This window comes from Candidatus Thermoplasmatota archaeon (assembly GCA_035541015.1).
In the GTDB taxonomy this organism is placed as follows: domain Archaea; phylum Thermoplasmatota; class SW-10-69-26; order JACQPN01; family JAIVGT01; genus DATLFM01.
The window spans coordinates 1-15,724 of the sequence record DATLFM010000095.1 but is presented as its reverse complement, the minus strand read 5'-3'; the positions used below and the strand labels follow the sequence as shown (position 1 = coordinate 15,724).

15 protein-coding genes are annotated in these 15,724 nt (G+C 67.9%); 9 read left to right on the top strand and 6 right to left on the bottom strand.

The window, feature by feature from the left end:
• Positions 1-264: 264 nt before the first annotated feature.
• Genes VM681_08860 through coxB form a run of 5 tightly spaced genes read right to left on the bottom strand, consistent with a single transcriptional unit; the run spans position 265 to position 3,665 of the window.
• The gene (locus VM681_08860; GenBank protein ID HVL88094.1) at positions 265-576 is read right to left on the bottom strand and encodes a UPF0147 family protein; all 312 of its coding nucleotides are present in this window, start codon (positions 574-576) and stop codon (positions 265-267) included.
• Between the two features lie 51 nt (positions 577-627).
• Positions 628-1,701: a hypothetical protein gene (locus VM681_08855; protein HVL88093.1), complete on the bottom strand. Its 1,074-nt coding sequence runs from the start codon at positions 1,699-1,701 to the stop codon at positions 628-630.
• A gap of 45 nt (positions 1,702-1,746) precedes the next feature.
• The gene (locus tag VM681_08850) at positions 1,747-2,085 is read right to left on the bottom strand and encodes a hypothetical protein (GenBank protein ID HVL88092.1); all 339 of its coding nucleotides are present in this window, start codon (positions 2,083-2,085) and stop codon (positions 1,747-1,749) included.
• A 36-nt stretch (positions 2,086-2,121) separates the two neighbouring features.
• Positions 2,122-2,259 (bottom strand): hypothetical protein, encoded by a 138-nt coding sequence (locus VM681_08845; protein HVL88091.1) that lies wholly within the window; start codon positions 2,257-2,259, stop codon positions 2,122-2,124.
• Complete coding sequence (gene coxB / locus VM681_08840) at positions 2,256-3,665, bottom strand: cytochrome c oxidase subunit II (protein HVL88090.1); 1,410 nt, start codon at positions 3,663-3,665, stop codon at positions 2,256-2,258. The genes VM681_08845 and coxB overlap by 4 nt, the downstream gene beginning before the upstream one ends.
• 99 nt (positions 3,666-3,764) lie before the next feature.
• Here coxB and ctaD point away from each other — a divergent pair, with 99 nt between their 5' ends.
• On the top strand, positions 3,765-5,414 hold the full coding sequence (ctaD, locus tag VM681_08835; GenBank protein ID HVL88089.1) for a cytochrome c oxidase subunit I: 1,650 nt from the start codon (positions 3,765-3,767) through the stop codon (positions 5,412-5,414).
• Positions 5,414-6,199 (top strand): heme-copper oxidase subunit III, encoded by a 786-nt coding sequence (locus tag VM681_08830; GenBank protein HVL88088.1) that lies wholly within the window; start codon positions 5,414-5,416, stop codon positions 6,197-6,199. Before ctaD ends, VM681_08830 begins: the two co-directional genes overlap by 1 nt.
• Positions 6,200-6,229: 30 nt before the next feature.
• Here the strand turns inward: VM681_08830 and serS are convergent, their stop codons facing one another.
• The gene (serS, locus tag VM681_08825; protein HVL88087.1) at positions 6,230-7,513 is read right to left on the bottom strand and encodes a serine--tRNA ligase; all 1,284 of its coding nucleotides are present in this window, start codon (positions 7,511-7,513) and stop codon (positions 6,230-6,232) included.
• Between the two features lie 173 nt (positions 7,514-7,686).
• Here serS and VM681_08820 point away from each other — a divergent pair, with 173 nt between their 5' ends.
• From VM681_08820 to VM681_08790, 7 genes are all read left to right on the top strand, one after another.
• Positions 7,687-8,472: a 30S ribosomal protein S3ae gene (locus VM681_08820; GenBank protein HVL88086.1), complete on the top strand. Its 786-nt coding sequence runs from the start codon at positions 7,687-7,689 to the stop codon at positions 8,470-8,472.
• A 12-nt stretch (positions 8,473-8,484) separates the two neighbouring features.
• Positions 8,485-9,258, top strand: a complete 774-nt coding sequence (locus VM681_08815; GenBank protein ID HVL88085.1) for a DUF92 domain-containing protein — start codon at positions 8,485-8,487, stop codon at positions 9,256-9,258.
• Entirely contained in the window at positions 9,255-10,814 is a 1,560-nt protein-coding gene (gpmI, locus tag VM681_08810) for a 2,3-bisphosphoglycerate-independent phosphoglycerate mutase (GenBank protein ID HVL88084.1), read from the top strand. The genes VM681_08815 and gpmI overlap by 4 nt, the downstream gene beginning before the upstream one ends.
• Before the next feature lie 31 nt (positions 10,815-10,845).
• Positions 10,846-11,766 (top strand): polymer-forming cytoskeletal protein, encoded by a 921-nt coding sequence (locus tag VM681_08805; GenBank protein ID HVL88083.1) that lies wholly within the window; start codon positions 10,846-10,848, stop codon positions 11,764-11,766.
• A gap of 56 nt (positions 11,767-11,822) precedes the next feature.
• Positions 11,823-13,103, top strand: coding sequence for a hypothetical protein (locus VM681_08800; protein ID HVL88082.1), 1,281 nt, complete (start codon positions 11,823-11,825; stop codon positions 13,101-13,103).
• A gap of 118 nt (positions 13,104-13,221) precedes the next feature.
• Entirely contained in the window at positions 13,222-14,514 is a 1,293-nt protein-coding gene (locus VM681_08795) for a hypothetical protein (GenBank protein HVL88081.1), read from the top strand.
• Between the two features lie 236 nt (positions 14,515-14,750).
• On the top strand, positions 14,751-15,575 hold the full coding sequence (locus tag VM681_08790) for an alpha/beta hydrolase (protein HVL88080.1): 825 nt from the start codon (positions 14,751-14,753) through the stop codon (positions 15,573-15,575).
• The last annotated feature ends 149 nt before the right edge of the window (positions 15,576-15,724 follow it).

Here is a 15,724-nt window from a genome sequence, read left to right as displayed (position 1 = left end):
AGCAGATCGAGCGTGCGACCACGCGGGCACGGGCCAACGGCAGGACGACGCTGATGCCGCACGATCTGTAGACCCATGCTGCCAAGGCCGCAAGGCCGAGGCGGCCCCGCGCCGAAGCGATAGCGAAGGCGCGGGCGGCGCGAACGAGCGCGGCGCCGCCGAAGGCGGCGGGCGCGAGGTTCGCGCTTTTCCGTCCACGCTTTTCGACGAGCGCCCGAGGCGCTCGCTCGGGCGCGAGCGAGGCGCGAGGAGAAAAGGGTGGCACTACTTGGCCGTGATCGTCTCGAGGCCGCTGATGATGTTCCAGATGAGGGTGCGGCCGTGGAGGGGGATGTTGGGGTCGTTGGCAAGCTCGTCGAGGATGGAGACGGCCCCCGAGACCCGGACGTCGAGGGCTTCCTTGTTGTTGAGGAGGAGCTTCTTTGCGTTGTCGGCACCGCGGCGGATGTTGCGGGGCACCGAGGTGTCCTCGATCAATTGATCCATGACGTCGGTGACCTGTTTGAGTTTCGCGTCGGCGGCCATTGAAATCATCTCCGCATCTCCGGGCGCGTGTGCCGGGCTTCCCGGGCGCATTTCGCGGGTAAGCAATCGCGCTTGATAAAGGTTGCCCGCGCCGGGGCGTCTTTAGCGCTTGCGCCGGGCAAGCGCTACGAGTGCCCCCGCGAGAATTAAGCCGATTGGCGCAAAGCCCGGCGTCCGGTCGCGGGGCGGCGGCGTCCCGTTCCCGCCGTCGTCCTCGTCGTCGCCGTTGTCTGTCCGCGGCACCTGGACGATGATCGTGAGGGTCTTTGCGTCGGTGGACGGCGTCGCGCCGGGCGGGTACGTCCCCGCGAACTCGCCCGAGATCACGATGGGAACCGAGTAGGTGCCGGGAGCCAGGGACGCGGGGGCCTGCAGCGCCACGACGCCGGATTGGGACGACTGGGCCTGGTTCTCGAAGCGCGAGGCGAGCGTGAGCGGTTGGGGCACCGTCACGTTGACCTGCGCCGTCGACGGCGGGGAGAAGGTGGCGCGCGTGGCGCCGTTGCCGTTGTTGGTGACCGTGACCGTCACGGTCGCCTGCTGGCCCGGGGACAGCGTCACGGAGCTGCGGTCCGCCCGCACGGCGAGCGAGGCCGCGTAGAGCGCCTGCACGGTGACCGTCGTGGAGTTCGTCGAGTTGGCGAGGTTGGGGTTCGCTTCGGCGTCGACCTCGACCCGGAAGGTGACGGGCGTGAAGGCGGGCGCCTCGGAGGTCGCGCCAAGCGCCAGGATCGCCTCCTGCGAGGCGACGATGCTCGTCTGGCCGGTCGCGGCCGTCCCGTTCACGGGGAAGCACAGGGGAGACTGGACGGCCGGGAGGATCCACGCGGGAAACTCCGCGAGCGTGACGTTGACGCGCGTGGGTTGGTTCGCGGCGTTGGGGCTTGCGTACCGGTAGCTCACGTTGAGCGCGATGCTGGCGCCGCCGTTTGGAACGCCGGGAGCGCCTCCGGGCTCGCAGGCCGTCTCGTTCCCCGGGCTTCCGGGTGTGGGAGCAAGCGTTCCGGGGCGGACGAACACGGACTCGGGCGTCGGCGCTACGGCGATGGACGTCTGGCACAGCGTGATCCCGGAGACGGGGCACTGGGCCACCGGCGGCGGGGGAAGCTGCGCGAGTGCGGGGGCGACGATAAGACCGAGAAGGATTGGCGCGAGGACGGTCGTCGTGGCGCGCATGCGCGGCGCATGGCCGGTACCGTTCATATGCCTTCCGGAGGGCCGTCAGGTCCACGCGTGCTGGCAGCCTGCGCATTCGTAGCGGTTCCGGACGATGCGCATCTGAATGTCGGTGGAGCCGCAGCGCGGGCACCGGAAATACAAAAGAGGCCACAGTCCGCGTCGTTCCACCTGCGGCGCCTCGCGCGGTCCCGGGTCGCGGTGGGCAAACCGCGAGTACCGGTCGTGCTTGCTGCGGCGGTACAGGTGGCGGTTGCACGTGAAATCCGTGCAGTAGTAGTGGACGCCGTCGTCGCTAAGCCAGCAATCGCGGACGGCGCACTTTGGCGGCAGCGTTCTGCCGAAGTACTTCACTTTCCCCTGCGAGCCCACGACGTTCTCCACGCGCCCGCCCCTATCTTGGTCCGTGCGGGGGCCTTCTTATACCTTGCGGCGACGATTCGTCGCGGAGATTCGGGTCGACTCGTCCCGATGGGCTCGAGCCAGCCACATCCAGACGGCGCACGCGGTCGCCAGCAGCGCGAGCACGACAAGGGCCGCGACAAGGGGAGCGGTCACTCCTTGCGCCTCCGTCGCGTCATGCCCACCGCGCCCGCCGCCGCAAGCCCCAAGAACAGGATCGCCGGCGCCGGCCACGACGCCATGGGAACGATGGAGGTCGACTGCGTGGTGGCGCCGCGGGCGTCCAGCGTTCCGTGCATGTCCTGATCGGTGCCCGGGAGGTAGTGGCCGGGGACGTCGCACCAGTATTCCTGCAGCGTCGGGCGGGGCGCGGGGAGCGTCACGTTGAGCCACGTCTCCTGGCCGGGGCGAAGGTCCGGCGTGGAGGCGAACACGACCTTGCCCGGCGCGCGCGCGGGCGCCCATTGGCCGATGTAGAAGTTGTGCGGCGCGTCGCCGAGGTTCCGAACGTGGAAGGCGTACGGCGTGTCGGGCTCGTAGCGCAGCGTCTTGGGAACGATCGTGAAGTCGCGAAGCTCCACCTCGACGACGGTGGCCTTCCGCACGATCAGCCGGCCGGCGGCCTGGTCCTCGCGCTGGATGTCGAAGGTCCCGTCGTGGGCGGGCAGGAAGCGCCACGGCACGGAGGCTCCGGGCGGGAAGCTCGGCGACTCGAGGTTGTAGGGAGCGCCGATGGTCAGGCGCACGGGCGCGCGCCCTTCGTTCGTGACGTTCAGCCGGACCGTTTGACCCTGGTCCGCGCGGATCTCGCCCGGCGAGAGGCGGCCGGAGGCGTCGATCGAAACGGGCGTCTCCTGCAGCGCGGCGGGCGCGGGCCCAAAGCGGCGGTTTTCGCCGGCCGGGAAGACGTGCACGTCCGCGAGCATCGCGCTGTGCGCGCCGCCGCAGTACTCGGCGCACTGCAGGACGTAGGTGCCCGGCTTGGTCGCGCGGAACCACATCGTGTTCGTGGTGCCCGGCATGGCGTCGATCTTCAGCCCGAACTCGCGGACGTACACGGCATGGATGACGTCGGTGCTCGTGATGCGAAGGACGACCGTCTCGTTCTGCCGGACCCACAGCTCGTTGGAGGTCTGCGTGCCGTCGGGGTAGGTGAACGTCCACAGCCATTGCCCGGCGGCCACGTCGATCACGACGTTGTCGCCCTCGGGCGTCCGCTCGATGACGTCGAGCGCCTGGGCCGAGAGCACGGCAAACGTGAGGAAGACGACGACCGGCGGGATCGTCCAGGCGACTTCGAGCGAATGGTTCCCCCGGTGCGTCTCGTGCGTCACTTTTCCTTGCCCGTCCTCGTGCCAGAGAAACAGGTTGAGGAGAAGCCACGCTTCGACGAGCACGAAGACTGCGATGGCGATCCAGAGCACGAGGTAGAACAGGTCCTCGATCCGCTGCTGGGCCGGCGCCACGTTGCCGGCGAACCGGGAGGTCGCAAAAAGGTACAGGCAGAAGGCGACGATCGCGACGAGCGAGAGAAGCACGGCGGCGCGGACGGTGCGCGTCATGGCGGGGTCGAACCCCGATCCACCGGGCGTTCTTCAACCTTTTCCATTGGCAAGCGGCGTCTAGGAAAGTTTTTCTAGGCAAGCCGGTTTCCCGCGATCATGGCCGAGGCCGCCTCCGACGCCCACGGCGAGCACCACGTCGAGTCGCCCTACCGCTCGTCGGGCTGGCGCCGCTGGCTGTTCACGACCGACCACAAGGAGATCGGGGCCATGTACCTGTGGCTCGCCTTCTTCTTCTTCGTCGTCGGCGGCATCCTTGCGATCCTCATGCGCCTGGAGCTTGCCAGTCCGGGGCGCGACCTCCTCTCGCAGCAGGCGTACAACGAGTTCTTCACGATGCACGGCACGACCATGATCTTCCTGTGGACGATGCCGGTGTTCGCGGGCTTTGGCAACTATCTCGTGCCGCTTATGATCGGGGCCAAGGACATGGCCTTCCCGCGCATCAACGCGATCTCCTTCTGGCTGCTTTTCATCGGCGGCGCGCTCCTGTTCGTGGGCGTGCTGAACCCGACGATCGGCCAGGGCGCCGCCGGCTGGACCGGGTACGCGCCGCTGTCCGCCGGCGCCGGCGCCGACGCCGCCGTGAAGCGCCTGGGCATGGACACGTGGATCCTGGGCCTGCACATCCTGGGCGTGGCCTCCACGCTTGGCGCCCTCAACTTCGTCGTCACGATCCTCAAGATGCGCGCTCCCGGCGTCACGTTCCACAACATGCCGCTTATGGTGTGGGCGCAGTTCACGACGGCCCTCCTTCTTGTCTTCGCGACGCCCACGCTCACCGCCGCGCTCACGTTCCTCTGGATGGACCGCAACCTTGGCACGCGGTTCTTCGCGCCGGAGGTGGCCGGGCCCGTCCTGTGGCAGAACCTCTTCTGGTTCTTCGGGCACCCCGAGGTCTACATCCTCATCCTGCCCGCGATGGGCATCGTCTCCGAGGTCATCCCGAAGTTCAGCGGCCGGCCGATCTTCGGCTACAAGGCCATGGCCTATTCGATCCTCGCCATCGGCTTTCTGGGATTCACCGTGTGGGCGCACCACATGTTCGTGACGGGCATCGACGTGCGCGCGCGCATCGTGTTCATGATCAACACCATGATCATCGGCGTGCCCACGGGCATCAAGATGTTCAACTGGCTTGCCACCATGTGGGGCGGGCGCATCCAGTTCCGCGCGCCCATGCTCTTTGCGATCGGCTTCCTGTCGATGTTCCTCATCGGCGGCATCGACGGCGTGTTCCTGGCCTCGATCCCCGTGGACTACGCCCTGTCGGAGACCTACTGGGTGGTAAGCCACATCCATTACGTGCTCTTCGGCGGCGCGGTCATGGGCGCCTTCGCGGGCCTCTACTACTGGTTCCCGCGCATGACCGGGCGCATGTACAACGAGCGCGTGGCCGTGCTGCACTTCCTGTTCACGCTCATCGCCATGAACATGGTCTTCATGGTCATGCACAACCTCGGCGTCGAGGGCATGCCGCGGCGGTACTACGATTACCTGCCCGAGTTTGCCGCCGGCAACCTTCTGGCGACAGCCGGCGCGGTGCTGCTCGGGGCAAGCCAGCTGCTGTTCTTCGGGAACATCCTTTGGAGCCTCCGCAATGGTCCCGTCGTCGCGGGCGACCCGTGGGGCGGCGAGGTGCGGCCCGAGTGGCGCAACTGGCGCCCGCGCCCGTCCGCTCCCGGCGTGCCGGCGGCCGCCGTCGGCGCGCTTTCCGCCACGCCCCTGCCCCCGGAGCGTGATCGCTGATGGCCGCCTCGCACACCCGGCACGCGCACGAAGAGGAGCTCAACCTGCCGCACGGAAGCTCGACGCCCATCGTGGCGGCGGCGGCGATCGGGCTTCTGTACATCGGCGTCATGCTCGCGCCCAAGGGCTACCTGTGGCTTCTGGCGCCCGGCGTTCTCCTGGGGCTCTACGCGGTCTACGTCGTCTCTCGCGAGGACGCGACCTGGTGGGAGCACCGCGTGGGAACGGGCCACCCCAACACGTGGTACGGCATCCTCTTCCTGCTCGGGACCGAGGTCATGCTCTTTGGCGCGCTGTTTGCGAACTACTTCAACGGCCTTGCAATCCAAGGCGCGGCCTGGCATCCGCCGGCGGGCGTGCACATGCCCGTCGAGATCGTGGGCATCAACACAATCATCCTCCTGGCCAGCGGCGCGACCATGCACGTGGGCCACGGCGCCATCCGCCGCGGCGACCGAAACGGCATGGTGAAGTGGTGCCTTGCGACGATCGTCCTCGGATCGATCTTCATCGCCGTGCAGGTGAAGGAGTACCTCGACCTCTTCGCCGAGGGCATGACCGTCGACTCGGGGCCGTTTGCGAGCGCCTTCTACGCGCTCACGGGAACCCACGGCGCCCACGTCATCGGCGGCTTGGCTCTCATCGCCATCGTCACATGGCGGGCCATGCAGGGCAACTTCGACGAGCGGCGCCACGCGGCCGTCGAGGTCACGGCCGTCTACTGGCACTTCGTCGACGTCGTGTGGGTCGTTCTGTACGCCGTCGTGTACCTTCGCCTGATCTAGCGCGGCGGTCCCGCCGGCCGGCGCTTTTCGCTACCGCAAAGAAGCGCCGAGAGTGTCCTTCCCGAGGTACGGACGCAGCGCCGCGGGCACCTCGACCGTCCCGTCGTCGCGTTGGCCGTTCTCCAGGATGGCCACGAGCGCGCGCGAGGTCGCCACGGCCGTCGAGTTTAGCGTGTGGGCCACGCGCTTGTCGCCGCCGGCCTTCCCCGCGCGGATCTTCAGCCGGCGCGCCTGGTAATCGGTGCAGTTGCTGCAGGACACGACCTCGATGTATTTTCGCTGGCGCGGGCTCCAGGCCTCGATGTCGTACTTCTTGGCGGCCACCGTGCCGATGTCGCCCGTGCAGACGTTCACGACGCGATAGGGAATCGCAAGACGCCGGAAGATCTCCTCCGCGTTCTGGCGGATCTCCTCGTGGATCGCCCACGAGTCGTCGGGATCGCAGAAGACGAACTGCTCGATCTTGTTGAACTGGTGCATGCGGAAGAGTCCGCGCGTGTCCACGCCGTGCGCTCCGATCTCGCGTCGGAAGCACGGGGAGATGCCGGCCAGGCGCAGGGGGAGCGCATCCTCGTCCAAAATCTCGCCCGCAAACATGCCGCCAAGCGGGTGCTCGCTCGTGGCGACGAGGTAGAGGTCCTCGCCCTCGATCTTGTACATGACCTTCTCGAAGTCCGCAAGGTCGGTCACGCCTTCGTACGGCGCCCGCCGCATCATCACGGGCGTGAGGACGGGCGTGAAGCCCCGCTCGGCGAGAAGGTCGAGCGCGAAGCGCTGGAGCGACAGGTCGAGAAGCGCCAAGTCGCCCTTGAGAAAGGCGAAACCCGAGCCTGCGATCTTGGCGGCGCGCTCGAAGTCGGCAAGGCCCAGGCGCTCGGCGAGCTCGCCGTGGTGGATCGCGCTTGGGTTCTCGCGGGGCGCGCCCCACGTGGCGACCACTTGATTCTCCGAGTCGTCCTTTCCAAAGGGCACGCTCTCGTGGAGGAGGTTTGGAAGGCGCATCGCCAGGCGGTCGAGCTCAAGCCGCAGCGCCTCGACGGTGGTTTCGGCGGCCTCCAGCTCCTTGGGCAGCGCCTGCGAGCGCGCAACCGTGTCGGGCGAAGGGGCGTGTCCTGCCTTCTTGGCTTGGCCGATCTCGGCTGCCAGCTTGTTGCGGTCGGCCCGCACGCGCTCCACCTTGGACGTCGCCTCCCGCCACTGCCGGTCCACGGTTCGGATCTCCTCGAAGCGCGCGAGGACCTCGGCGTCCTGCCGCCGGGCGAGGTTGTCGCGGACCGTCTCCGGCTTCTCCCGGATGAGGCGGATGTCGAGCATGGATGCGCCCGTACCACGGTCGCCGAATATGTACTTGACCGGCCGATTGGAGGAGGCCGTCAGGCTTTAATACGGGAAACGGCTTCGTCGCCCCCGTCGGGCGAGGTTCCCGCCGCAACGGCGGCCCGTGCAACGGGTGAACCGCGGACCCCGGCCCCAAAGGGATGATTCACATGGCAAAGGCCGCGCAAGCCTCGCGCACGGTTCAGAAGAAGGTCAAGGACAAGTGGAAGGCCAAGCAGTGGTATCGGCTGCTGGCACCCAAGCTCTTCAACGAGACGCCAGTCGGCGAGGCCATCGCCGACGAGCCCGAGAAGCTCGCGGGGCGCATCGTCCAGGCGACGCTTCAGGACCTCACGGGCGACTTCAGCAAGATGCACGTCAAGGTCCACTTCAAGGTCGTGGACGTGCACGGCACGGACGCCAAGACGCGCTTTGTGGGCCACGAGCTCACGAGCGACTACCTGCGCCGCCTCACGCGCCGCAAGCACAGCAAGATCGACATGGTCGTGGACGTGCAGACGAAGGACGGCTTCCTCATCCGCGTGAAGCCCATGGCCATCACCGAGAAGCGCGCGCAGGCCTCCCAGGAGACGGAGATCCGCAACCGCGCGACCGAGGTCATCCGCCGGGCGGGAACCGGAAAGAGCATCTCCGAGTTCGTGCGCGACATCCTCTCGGGCGACCTTGCGATGGAGATCTACAAGGTGGCCAAGCCCATCCTGCCCGTGAAGCGCGTCGACATCCGCAAGTGCGACGTCCTCAAGGAGCCGGCCGGGCCCATCGAGGAGGTCGAGATCTTCCCCCAGGAGACGAAGACGACGCCCAAGGAAGTCGTCGCCGTGGCCGCCGGCGGAAGCGAGGTATCGCAGTCCGCGCCGGCCCCCGAGCGGGCCGAGGAAGAGCTCACCGAGGAGGAGCGCGTCGCCGAGGAGCGGGCTCCCGAGGAAGAGCTGTAGGCCCGCGCGGCCATGAGCGAGCTTCTCGCGCACGCGCTCTTGGCGATCGAGGTCGCCATCGTCGCGTGGTTTGCCGTGCTTGCCTACCGCAAGAGGATGCTCTCGCTGTCGGCCGCCGGCGTCGCCTTCGTGCTGGGCCTTGCGATCGTCTTCTCGACGAACGTCTTCTGGCTCCTGCTCATCGTGAGCTTCCTTGCCGTCTCGGCCGTGGCGACGCGCTACCGGTACGACGAGAAGCGCAAGCGCGGGACGGCCGAGAAGCGCGAGGGCGTCCGGCGCATCCGGAACGTCCTTGCCAACGGGCTTGCCCCGACGCTTGTGGCCGTGGCCGCGCCCACCGTGATCGTACCCAACTTCGGACCCGAGGTGGCCAACCTCGCCTTCGTGACGGCCATTGCGGTGGCCGCGGCGGACACGCTTGCAAGCGAGATCGGCTCGCTGTCCGACCGCGTCTACATGATCACGACGGGGCGGCCCGTCCCGCCGGGCACGGACGGCGGCGTCTCCCCGCTGGGCCAGGCCGCGGCGCTGGCGGGCGCCGGCATCATCGCGGCCCTGGGACTCCTCTTCCTGGGCGTCTTGCAGCCCCTTTTCTTCGGAACGGGCCTGCCGCTTGGCTGGCAAAGCCTCGCCATTCCGGTCCTCATCGGGTTTCTTGGCTGCCAGATCGATTCGGTCTTGGGAGCCTTCTTTGAGTTGAAGGGCCTCATCAACAAGGAGGAGGTCAACATCTTGGCGATCACGCTTGGGGCCGTCGTGGCCCTCGCGTGGGGAGTGAGCGCATGAGCCCCGAAGGCGCCCCGAGCACGCGACGGCGCGTGCTCCTGTGCATCCTCGACGGCTGGGGGATTGGCACCGGCGGTCCGGAGGACGCCTTTGCCGCCGCCAAAGCGCCCACGCTCAAGGGGTGGCTCGCCTCCGCGCCCGTCGCGCGCCTGTCGGCAAGCGGTCGTTCCGTCGGTCTTCCCGACGGCGTCATGGGCAACAGCGAGGTGGGCCATCTTGCCATGGGCTCGGGGCGGGCCGTGGACCAGGATCTCGTTCGGATCGACGAGGCGATCGCGGCCGGTGCGCTTGCCGCCGTGCCCGCGCTTGCCGCCGCGTTCGAGAAGGCGAAGGTCAAAAGCGCGCGCCTGCATCTCCTGGGCCTTCTCTCGGACGGCGGCGTCCACAGCCACGAACGGCATCTCCACGCGCTCCTGTCGGCCGCCGCGGCGGCGGGCGTCCCCCGCGTCTACGTCCACGCCGTGCTGGACGGCCGCGACACGCCTCCGCGCTCGGCGGGAACGTACGTCGACCGCCTGCGGCAGGCCCTCGCGCGTGCCGGGACGGGTCGGATCGCAACGGTGGGCGGCCGCTACTACGCCATGGACAGGGACAAGCGATGGGATCGCGTCAAGCTCGCGCACGACGCGCTCGTGGCAGGCCGCGGCCTGGCCGCCGCCGATGCCGCCGCGGCCCTGGCGGAGGCGTACGCGCGGGGGGAGGACGACGAGTTCGTCAAGCCCACGGTGCTCGACGCAGAGGGCACGCTGCGCGACGGCGACGTGGTCGTCCTGTTCAATTTCCGGCCCGACCGGGCGCGGCAGGTGACGCGCGCGCTTGCCGAGGAGACGTTCGGGGAGTTCGAGCGCCTTGCGCGGCCCCGCGTGCACATCGTGACCATGACGCGGTACGACGCGTCCTACGCCGTGGACGTCGCGTTTCCGCCGCAGGCGCCCCGCGGCGTCGTCGGCGAGGTCGTCGCCGGCGCGGGCCTCTTGCAGCTTCGGATCGCGGAGACGGAGAAATACGCCCACGTCACGTACTTCTTCAACGGCGGCCGCGAGGAGCCGTTCGCCGGCGAGCGCCGGATCCTCGTTCCCTCGCGGCGCGTCGCCACGTACGATCTCGTCCCGGAGATGAGCGCGCGGGAGATCACGGCCGAGCTGCGAGCGGCGCTCGCCGCGCCGACGCCGCCGGACCTCGTCGTCCTCAACTTCGCGAACATGGACATGGTGGGCCACACCGGCCACTTCGCTCCCGCCGTCGCAGCCTGCGAGGCGGTCGACGCGTGCCTTGCCGAGCTTGTGCCCGAGGCGCGGGCCCGGGGCTACGACGTACTCGTCACGGCCGATCACGGGAACGTGGAGAAGATGCGGACGGCCGACGGCGTCCCGCACACGGCGCACACGGAAAGCCCCGTCCCGGCGATCTTGCTTTCGGACGGCCGCGCGCGCTTGCGGCCGCACGGGGAGCTTGGCGACGTGGGCCCCACGGTGCTCTCGCTGCTGGGCCTCCCGATCCCCTTGGAGATGACCACCAAAAGTCTTCTCTTGCCGAGCGCAAACGGCAAAGCCTAAGGGCATTCTCGGCGCTCGATAAAAGCGGGATGTGCCGTTGCCCTTCGACAAGCGCACGCTGATCATGCCCCAAGGCACGCGCTTCGAGGAACGGACCGTCGTCACGCGCGGCGACCTCATCGTCGCCGACGGCGGATCCACCGAGTTCGGTTTCCGGACCGACGGCCGCATCTTCCTTGGCGAGGGCGTCGCCGTGGGAGGCGCCCTCTGGGCCGCGGGGGACGTTCGCGCGGACCTCTTCTGCCGCCTCGCAGGCGACGTGGAGGCGGGCGGCTCCTGCTACCTCGGCGAGAAAACCCGCGTCGAGGGGAAGCTCTCCGTCGCGGGCGATCTCGACGTAGGCGACGACGTCGCCATCGCCGACGGGTTCGAGGCGGGCGGCTGGATCAACATCCGAAACCCCATCCCCATGGTCGTGTACGTGTTCCTCTACCTGCTGCAGCTCATGGGCCAGGGAAAGAGCGAGGAGGTGGAGCGCATCCTGCAGGAGCTTGAAACCGGCGACGCGGACGTTCCCATCGCCGTCTCCGAGGTCTTCTTCTTCCTCCCCCCCGGCTCGACGCTTGGGCTTCAGAACTCCGTCGTCAAGGGAAACCTCTTCGCCTCCGCCGAGTGCCGGATCCTCGGAAACTTCGCCGTCGAGGGCAACGCCGTGCTGGGCGCGAGAACCAGCCTCCACGGCGCGCTCCGAAGCGACGGCGACGTGCGCCTGGAGGACGGGGCCAACGTGGGCGGCGACCTCGCCTGCCGCGGCGTCCTTGCCGTGGGCGACGGGTGCCGCATCCTGGGCAACGTCACGGCCCGGCGCGTGGAGATGCACGCGGGCGCCAAGGTCGAAGGGACGATCCAGGCGCGGGAGGGCATCAAGTTCGTCTCGCGCGAGATGGCCCAGATGCAGCAGAAGGTGCAGGACTTCCGCGAAGGCAGGGTCGAGGTGCAGGGGATTCTCTAGGCCCATGCTGCGCCGCGGCAAGTCAAAATAGATCCATCGTCATGGGCTCGCCGAGCATGCACGACGTTTCGAACGGCGCGTACTGGGTGCAGCTGGCAGGCGCCCTGTTCGTGGTCGCGCTGGGGGCTTTCGTCGCGTCCCTCCGTCCGCGCACGCGCCCGAACCTCGCGTTTGCCGTCTTTGCCATCGCTTTTGGCGGTCAATTCGCCCTGACGAACCTGGGGTACCTCGTCCTGGACAAGTCGCCCAGCGACGCCGATTCGGTCTTCGAAGCCTTGCGCCTCCTTCTGCGGTGGGCGGCCGTCATGGCGCTCGCTGCCGTGGCGCTCGTGTTTCCGACGCAGCTTCGGCGGGACGAACGACGGCTCCTGGCGTTTCCGGCGGGTTTGACGGCGCTTTTCCTGCTCGCCAGCGCGTGGGTCGCCGGGTCCGTCACGTCGACGACGTTGGGTGCCGCCTCGCTTCTTGGATTCCTTGCGACGTTGGCCGTGCTTGCGGGCCTCCATGCGTTGTTTGCCCTTCGGTTCGCCGCCGCACCCGATCCGCGTTCGGCGCAGCTTCTCGGGTACGTGGCCGGCGCGCTTGCCTTGTACTCGGCGTTCGTGGCGACCTCGGGTCCGGAGTCCACGCGCGCAAATTCCCTCCTTTCGCCGGATCCTCTTGCACAGGCCTACTACGGTCTTCTGTCCGCGTGCATCCTTTTGGGCGCCTTCCTATGGATCTGGGCCACGGTGCGTGGACAAGCCCCGCAGACGGCCCGCAACGTCGCGCTTCTCACCTTTGGGGTCATGCTCGCCGGGCTCGCGTACGTCGCGAGCGGCCTTGACGTGGGGGCCTTGGGGGTCGTCCGCATTCTTGCCGTGGCCGTCCTCGCGTACGCCATCCTGAAGCACCAGCTTCTCGGGATCGACGTGAAGGTTCGCTGGACCATCAGCAAGTCCACCGTCGCGGCCATTTTCATCACGGTCTTCTTTCTGACGAGCGAGGCCGCGCAGGTCGTCTTTGCCACGGAGGACAACGAGTACTTCGGGATCGCGGCGGCTGGACTTCTCGTCTTTGCCCTTGCGCCGCTCATGCAGTTTGCCGAGCGGGTCGCAAATGCGGCCGTGCCGGTCGCCGGCTCGGACGCGTTGCCGCGGGCGGCCGCCGAGCCGGAGGAGATGTATCGCGGCGCCGTCCGTCTTGCCCTGAGGGATCACCTCCTCACGCGCGAGGAGGAGCGCGCCTTGTTCCGCCTTGCGCGAGGCCTGTCGCTCTCCCCCGACCGGGCGCACGAGATCCTCGTCGAGGTCGAGCGCGAAGCGGCGCGAGGCCACGTCCGCGGGACCGGCCGCTAGGAAACGCCATCCCGAAACAGGGTCCGCGGGGTTCCGCGCGAGGGAACCCCGTCTGGCTCGCAGACAACGGGCGGAACCGCGAAGAAACGCTTATGCGGGAATTGGGTACTCGCCCGTCGTGGCCTCGGCGCTGGAGCTTCTCAACCTCGTCTTTGCCGTCGGGACGGTGGCCATCGCGCTTGCGCTCCTTGCCTTCAACCGCACCCTCCCGTCGGTCCTCCTCTTCGTGTTCCTGCTCGGATGGGGGCTCTCGGGGCTCGCCGAGGCGGCAGCCTCGTTCGCGGGCTTGTCGCTTGTCACGATGTGGGCGCTTGTGATCGCGGTCCACTTTTGGATCCTCGCCGCGATGATTGCCTTTGCCGTCGTCTACCCCAACCTCGTGCTCACGCGCGCACGCAAGGCTTCGCTTGCGGCGCTGGCCTTGATCGCCTTTGCGGGCTTCTTCCTTTCCGCGCCCATCGCCGAGGCCATCGTGACCGGCGGCGGGGCGCTTACGCCCGCGGGCAAGACGTTCCTCTTTGGCATCACGGCGTCGGGCTATCCCGTCGCGGTGCTTCTCCTGGGCCGGCGCTGGCTTGCAAGCCCGCCGGGCGACTACCGCACGCAGGTCGCCTGGGGTCTGCTGCCGATCGCCTTCTGGAACTTGCACGACGGCCTGGGCTTCGTCCTGTATCCGACGTTCCTGGGGGCGCGCCACGGGCCGTCGTGGATCTTCTCCGACCCCCTCGTCGCCGCCTTGGGCGTCGCGGTCCTGGCAAGCGTCCTTTTCACGGGCCTCGTCTGGGCCACGGCGCTCGCGCGTTTCCTCCGGGGCTCGCGCGCCTCCGACGACCGCGCGCTCGCGCTTGTCCTGTTGTACGCCCTGCCCATCACCTTCGTGCAGGTCCTCCAACCAGGATACGGCCACTTTGCCGACGTTCCTAAGTACCACCTCATCGTCGATTACCTCGTCGTGCCGCTCATCGTCTACGGGGTCCTTCGCCACCGCGTCGTCGACATCGACCTCAAGGTCAAGTGGAGCATCCGCCAATCCACGGTGGCGGCGTCTTTCCTCGCCGTTTTCTTCGTCGTGAGCACGGTTGCGCAGGAGTTCCTCGCCGACCAGTTCGGCTGGTTGATGGGGGGGCTTGCCGCCGGCGCGCTCCTGTTTGCGCTCGCCCCGTTGCTGCGCTTTGCCGATCGCTTCTCGTCTGCCGCCGTTCCGCACGTCAAGAACGAGGCGGACTACCTCACCTACCGCCGCTACCAGATCTACAAGGTCGCGCTCGAGGGCACGCTTCGCGACGGCGTGCTGAGCCCCGCGGAGACGGCCGCCCTGTCGAACCTCCGGACGGAGCTTGGGTTGACGATGGAGGACCACGTGGCGCTCGAAGGGGAAATGAGCCGGCGGGCGGCGGTGATGGCGGCGTGACGCTGACGGGAGCGGCGACTTGACCTTCGTCTGGACGTGGCTTGGCGCATACCAAGCCGCGGTCACGGTCGCTTCGATCGTGATCGCGCTTGTCGCGTGGCGGACGCGTCCGGAACGTTTTCAGAACCGGTCCGAGGCAGCGAGGTTCTCGCCACGTCTTTCCAACAGAAAGTATGAAAGCCCACGGGACATCCGTCCGTTCGCGGGAAACCGTGGATGAGGAGTCATCCGTGACCATGACGACCGGAGAAGTGCGCGAGATGCCACAGATCAAGTCTGTCGACCTTCCGACGGGTGCGACGCTCCAATACGCTGAGCAGGGAGATTCCGCTGGACGGCCCGTGCTGTTCTTGCACGGTTTCAGCGACTCCTGGCATTCGTTCGAACCGCTCATGCGGCATTTGCCAAGCGCCATCCGCGTGTTGGCCCCCACGCAGCGAGGCCACGGGGACTCAAGCCGTCCCGAGAGGCACTACCGCCCCGCCGACTTTGCGGCCGACGCGGCGGCGTTCTTGGACGCACTCGACGTCCCGGCCGCCGTCGTCGTAGGCCATTCCATGGGCGGAACGATTGCCCAACGCCTCGCGATCGACCATCCCCGTCGCGTCTCTGCGCTCTGTCTGGTGGGCGCGTTCCACAGCCTGGCCAACAGCAAGGCCGCCCAGGAGCTTGCGGGAGTGATCGAGCAAATGGAGGGTCCTGTCGACCGGGATTTCGTGCGCGAATTCCAAAAGAGCACGATCATCCGGCCGGTGCCGCAGGCGTTCTTCGAGACCGCTGTGCAAGAGAGCATGAAGATGCCGGCGCGCGTGTGGAAAGGCGTGCTGGCCGACATGCGCGACGACTTCTCGTTCGATCTGCACAAGATTGCAGCGCCGACTTTGCTCGTCTGGGGCGAGCAAGATGGGTTCGTCCCGCGAAGCGATCAAGATGCACAGCTTGCCGCAATCCCGGGCTCGCGGCTCAGGGTTTACGAGGGCACGGGCCACGCGGTTCACTGGGAACAGCCGGAACGCTTCGCAAGGGATTTGATGAGCTTCATGGAAGAGAAGCCCAACTGAATCGCCGTGGCGCCCGCGACAGCCGCTAGAACCGCGCGAGCGACGTCGGCATGCACGTTTGGTCGTAGTCGGCTTGGCGCATGTAGATCTGCCCATCGTGGGGCTGCCACGCGCCGGGAAGCCACTGGTACGCCTCCGCGAGGCCCGCC

Excerpts from the sequence above, each read along its gene's own strand:
- VM681_08860 (HVL88094.1), bottom strand. The coding sequence starts at position 576 with ATGCGCCCGGGAAGCCCGGCACACGCGCCCGGAGATGCGGAGATGATT.
- VM681_08855 (HVL88093.1), bottom strand. The coding sequence starts at position 1,701 with ATGCGCGCCACGACGACCGTCCTCGCGCCAATCCTTCTCGGTCTTATC.
- coxB (HVL88090.1), bottom strand. The coding sequence starts at position 3,665 with ATGACGCGCACCGTCCGCGCCGCCGTGCTTCTCTCGCTCGTCGCGATC.
- ctaD (HVL88089.1), top strand. The coding sequence starts at position 3,765 with ATGGCCGAGGCCGCCTCCGACGCCCACGGCGAGCACCACGTCGAGTCG.
- VM681_08830 (HVL88088.1), top strand. The coding sequence starts at position 5,414 with ATGGCCGCCTCGCACACCCGGCACGCGCACGAAGAGGAGCTCAACCTG.
- serS (HVL88087.1), bottom strand. The coding sequence starts at position 7,513 with ATGCTCGACATCCGCCTCATCCGGGAGAAGCCGGAGACGGTCCGCGAC.
- VM681_08820 (HVL88086.1), top strand. The coding sequence starts at position 7,687 with ATGGCAAAGGCCGCGCAAGCCTCGCGCACGGTTCAGAAGAAGGTCAAG.
- VM681_08815 (HVL88085.1), top strand. The coding sequence starts at position 8,485 with ATGAGCGAGCTTCTCGCGCACGCGCTCTTGGCGATCGAGGTCGCCATC.
- gpmI (HVL88084.1), top strand. The coding sequence starts at position 9,255 with ATGAGCCCCGAAGGCGCCCCGAGCACGCGACGGCGCGTGCTCCTGTGC.
- VM681_08800 (HVL88082.1), top strand. The coding sequence starts at position 11,823 with ATGCACGACGTTTCGAACGGCGCGTACTGGGTGCAGCTGGCAGGCGCC.
- VM681_08790 (HVL88080.1), top strand. The coding sequence starts at position 14,751 with ATGACGACCGGAGAAGTGCGCGAGATGCCACAGATCAAGTCTGTCGAC.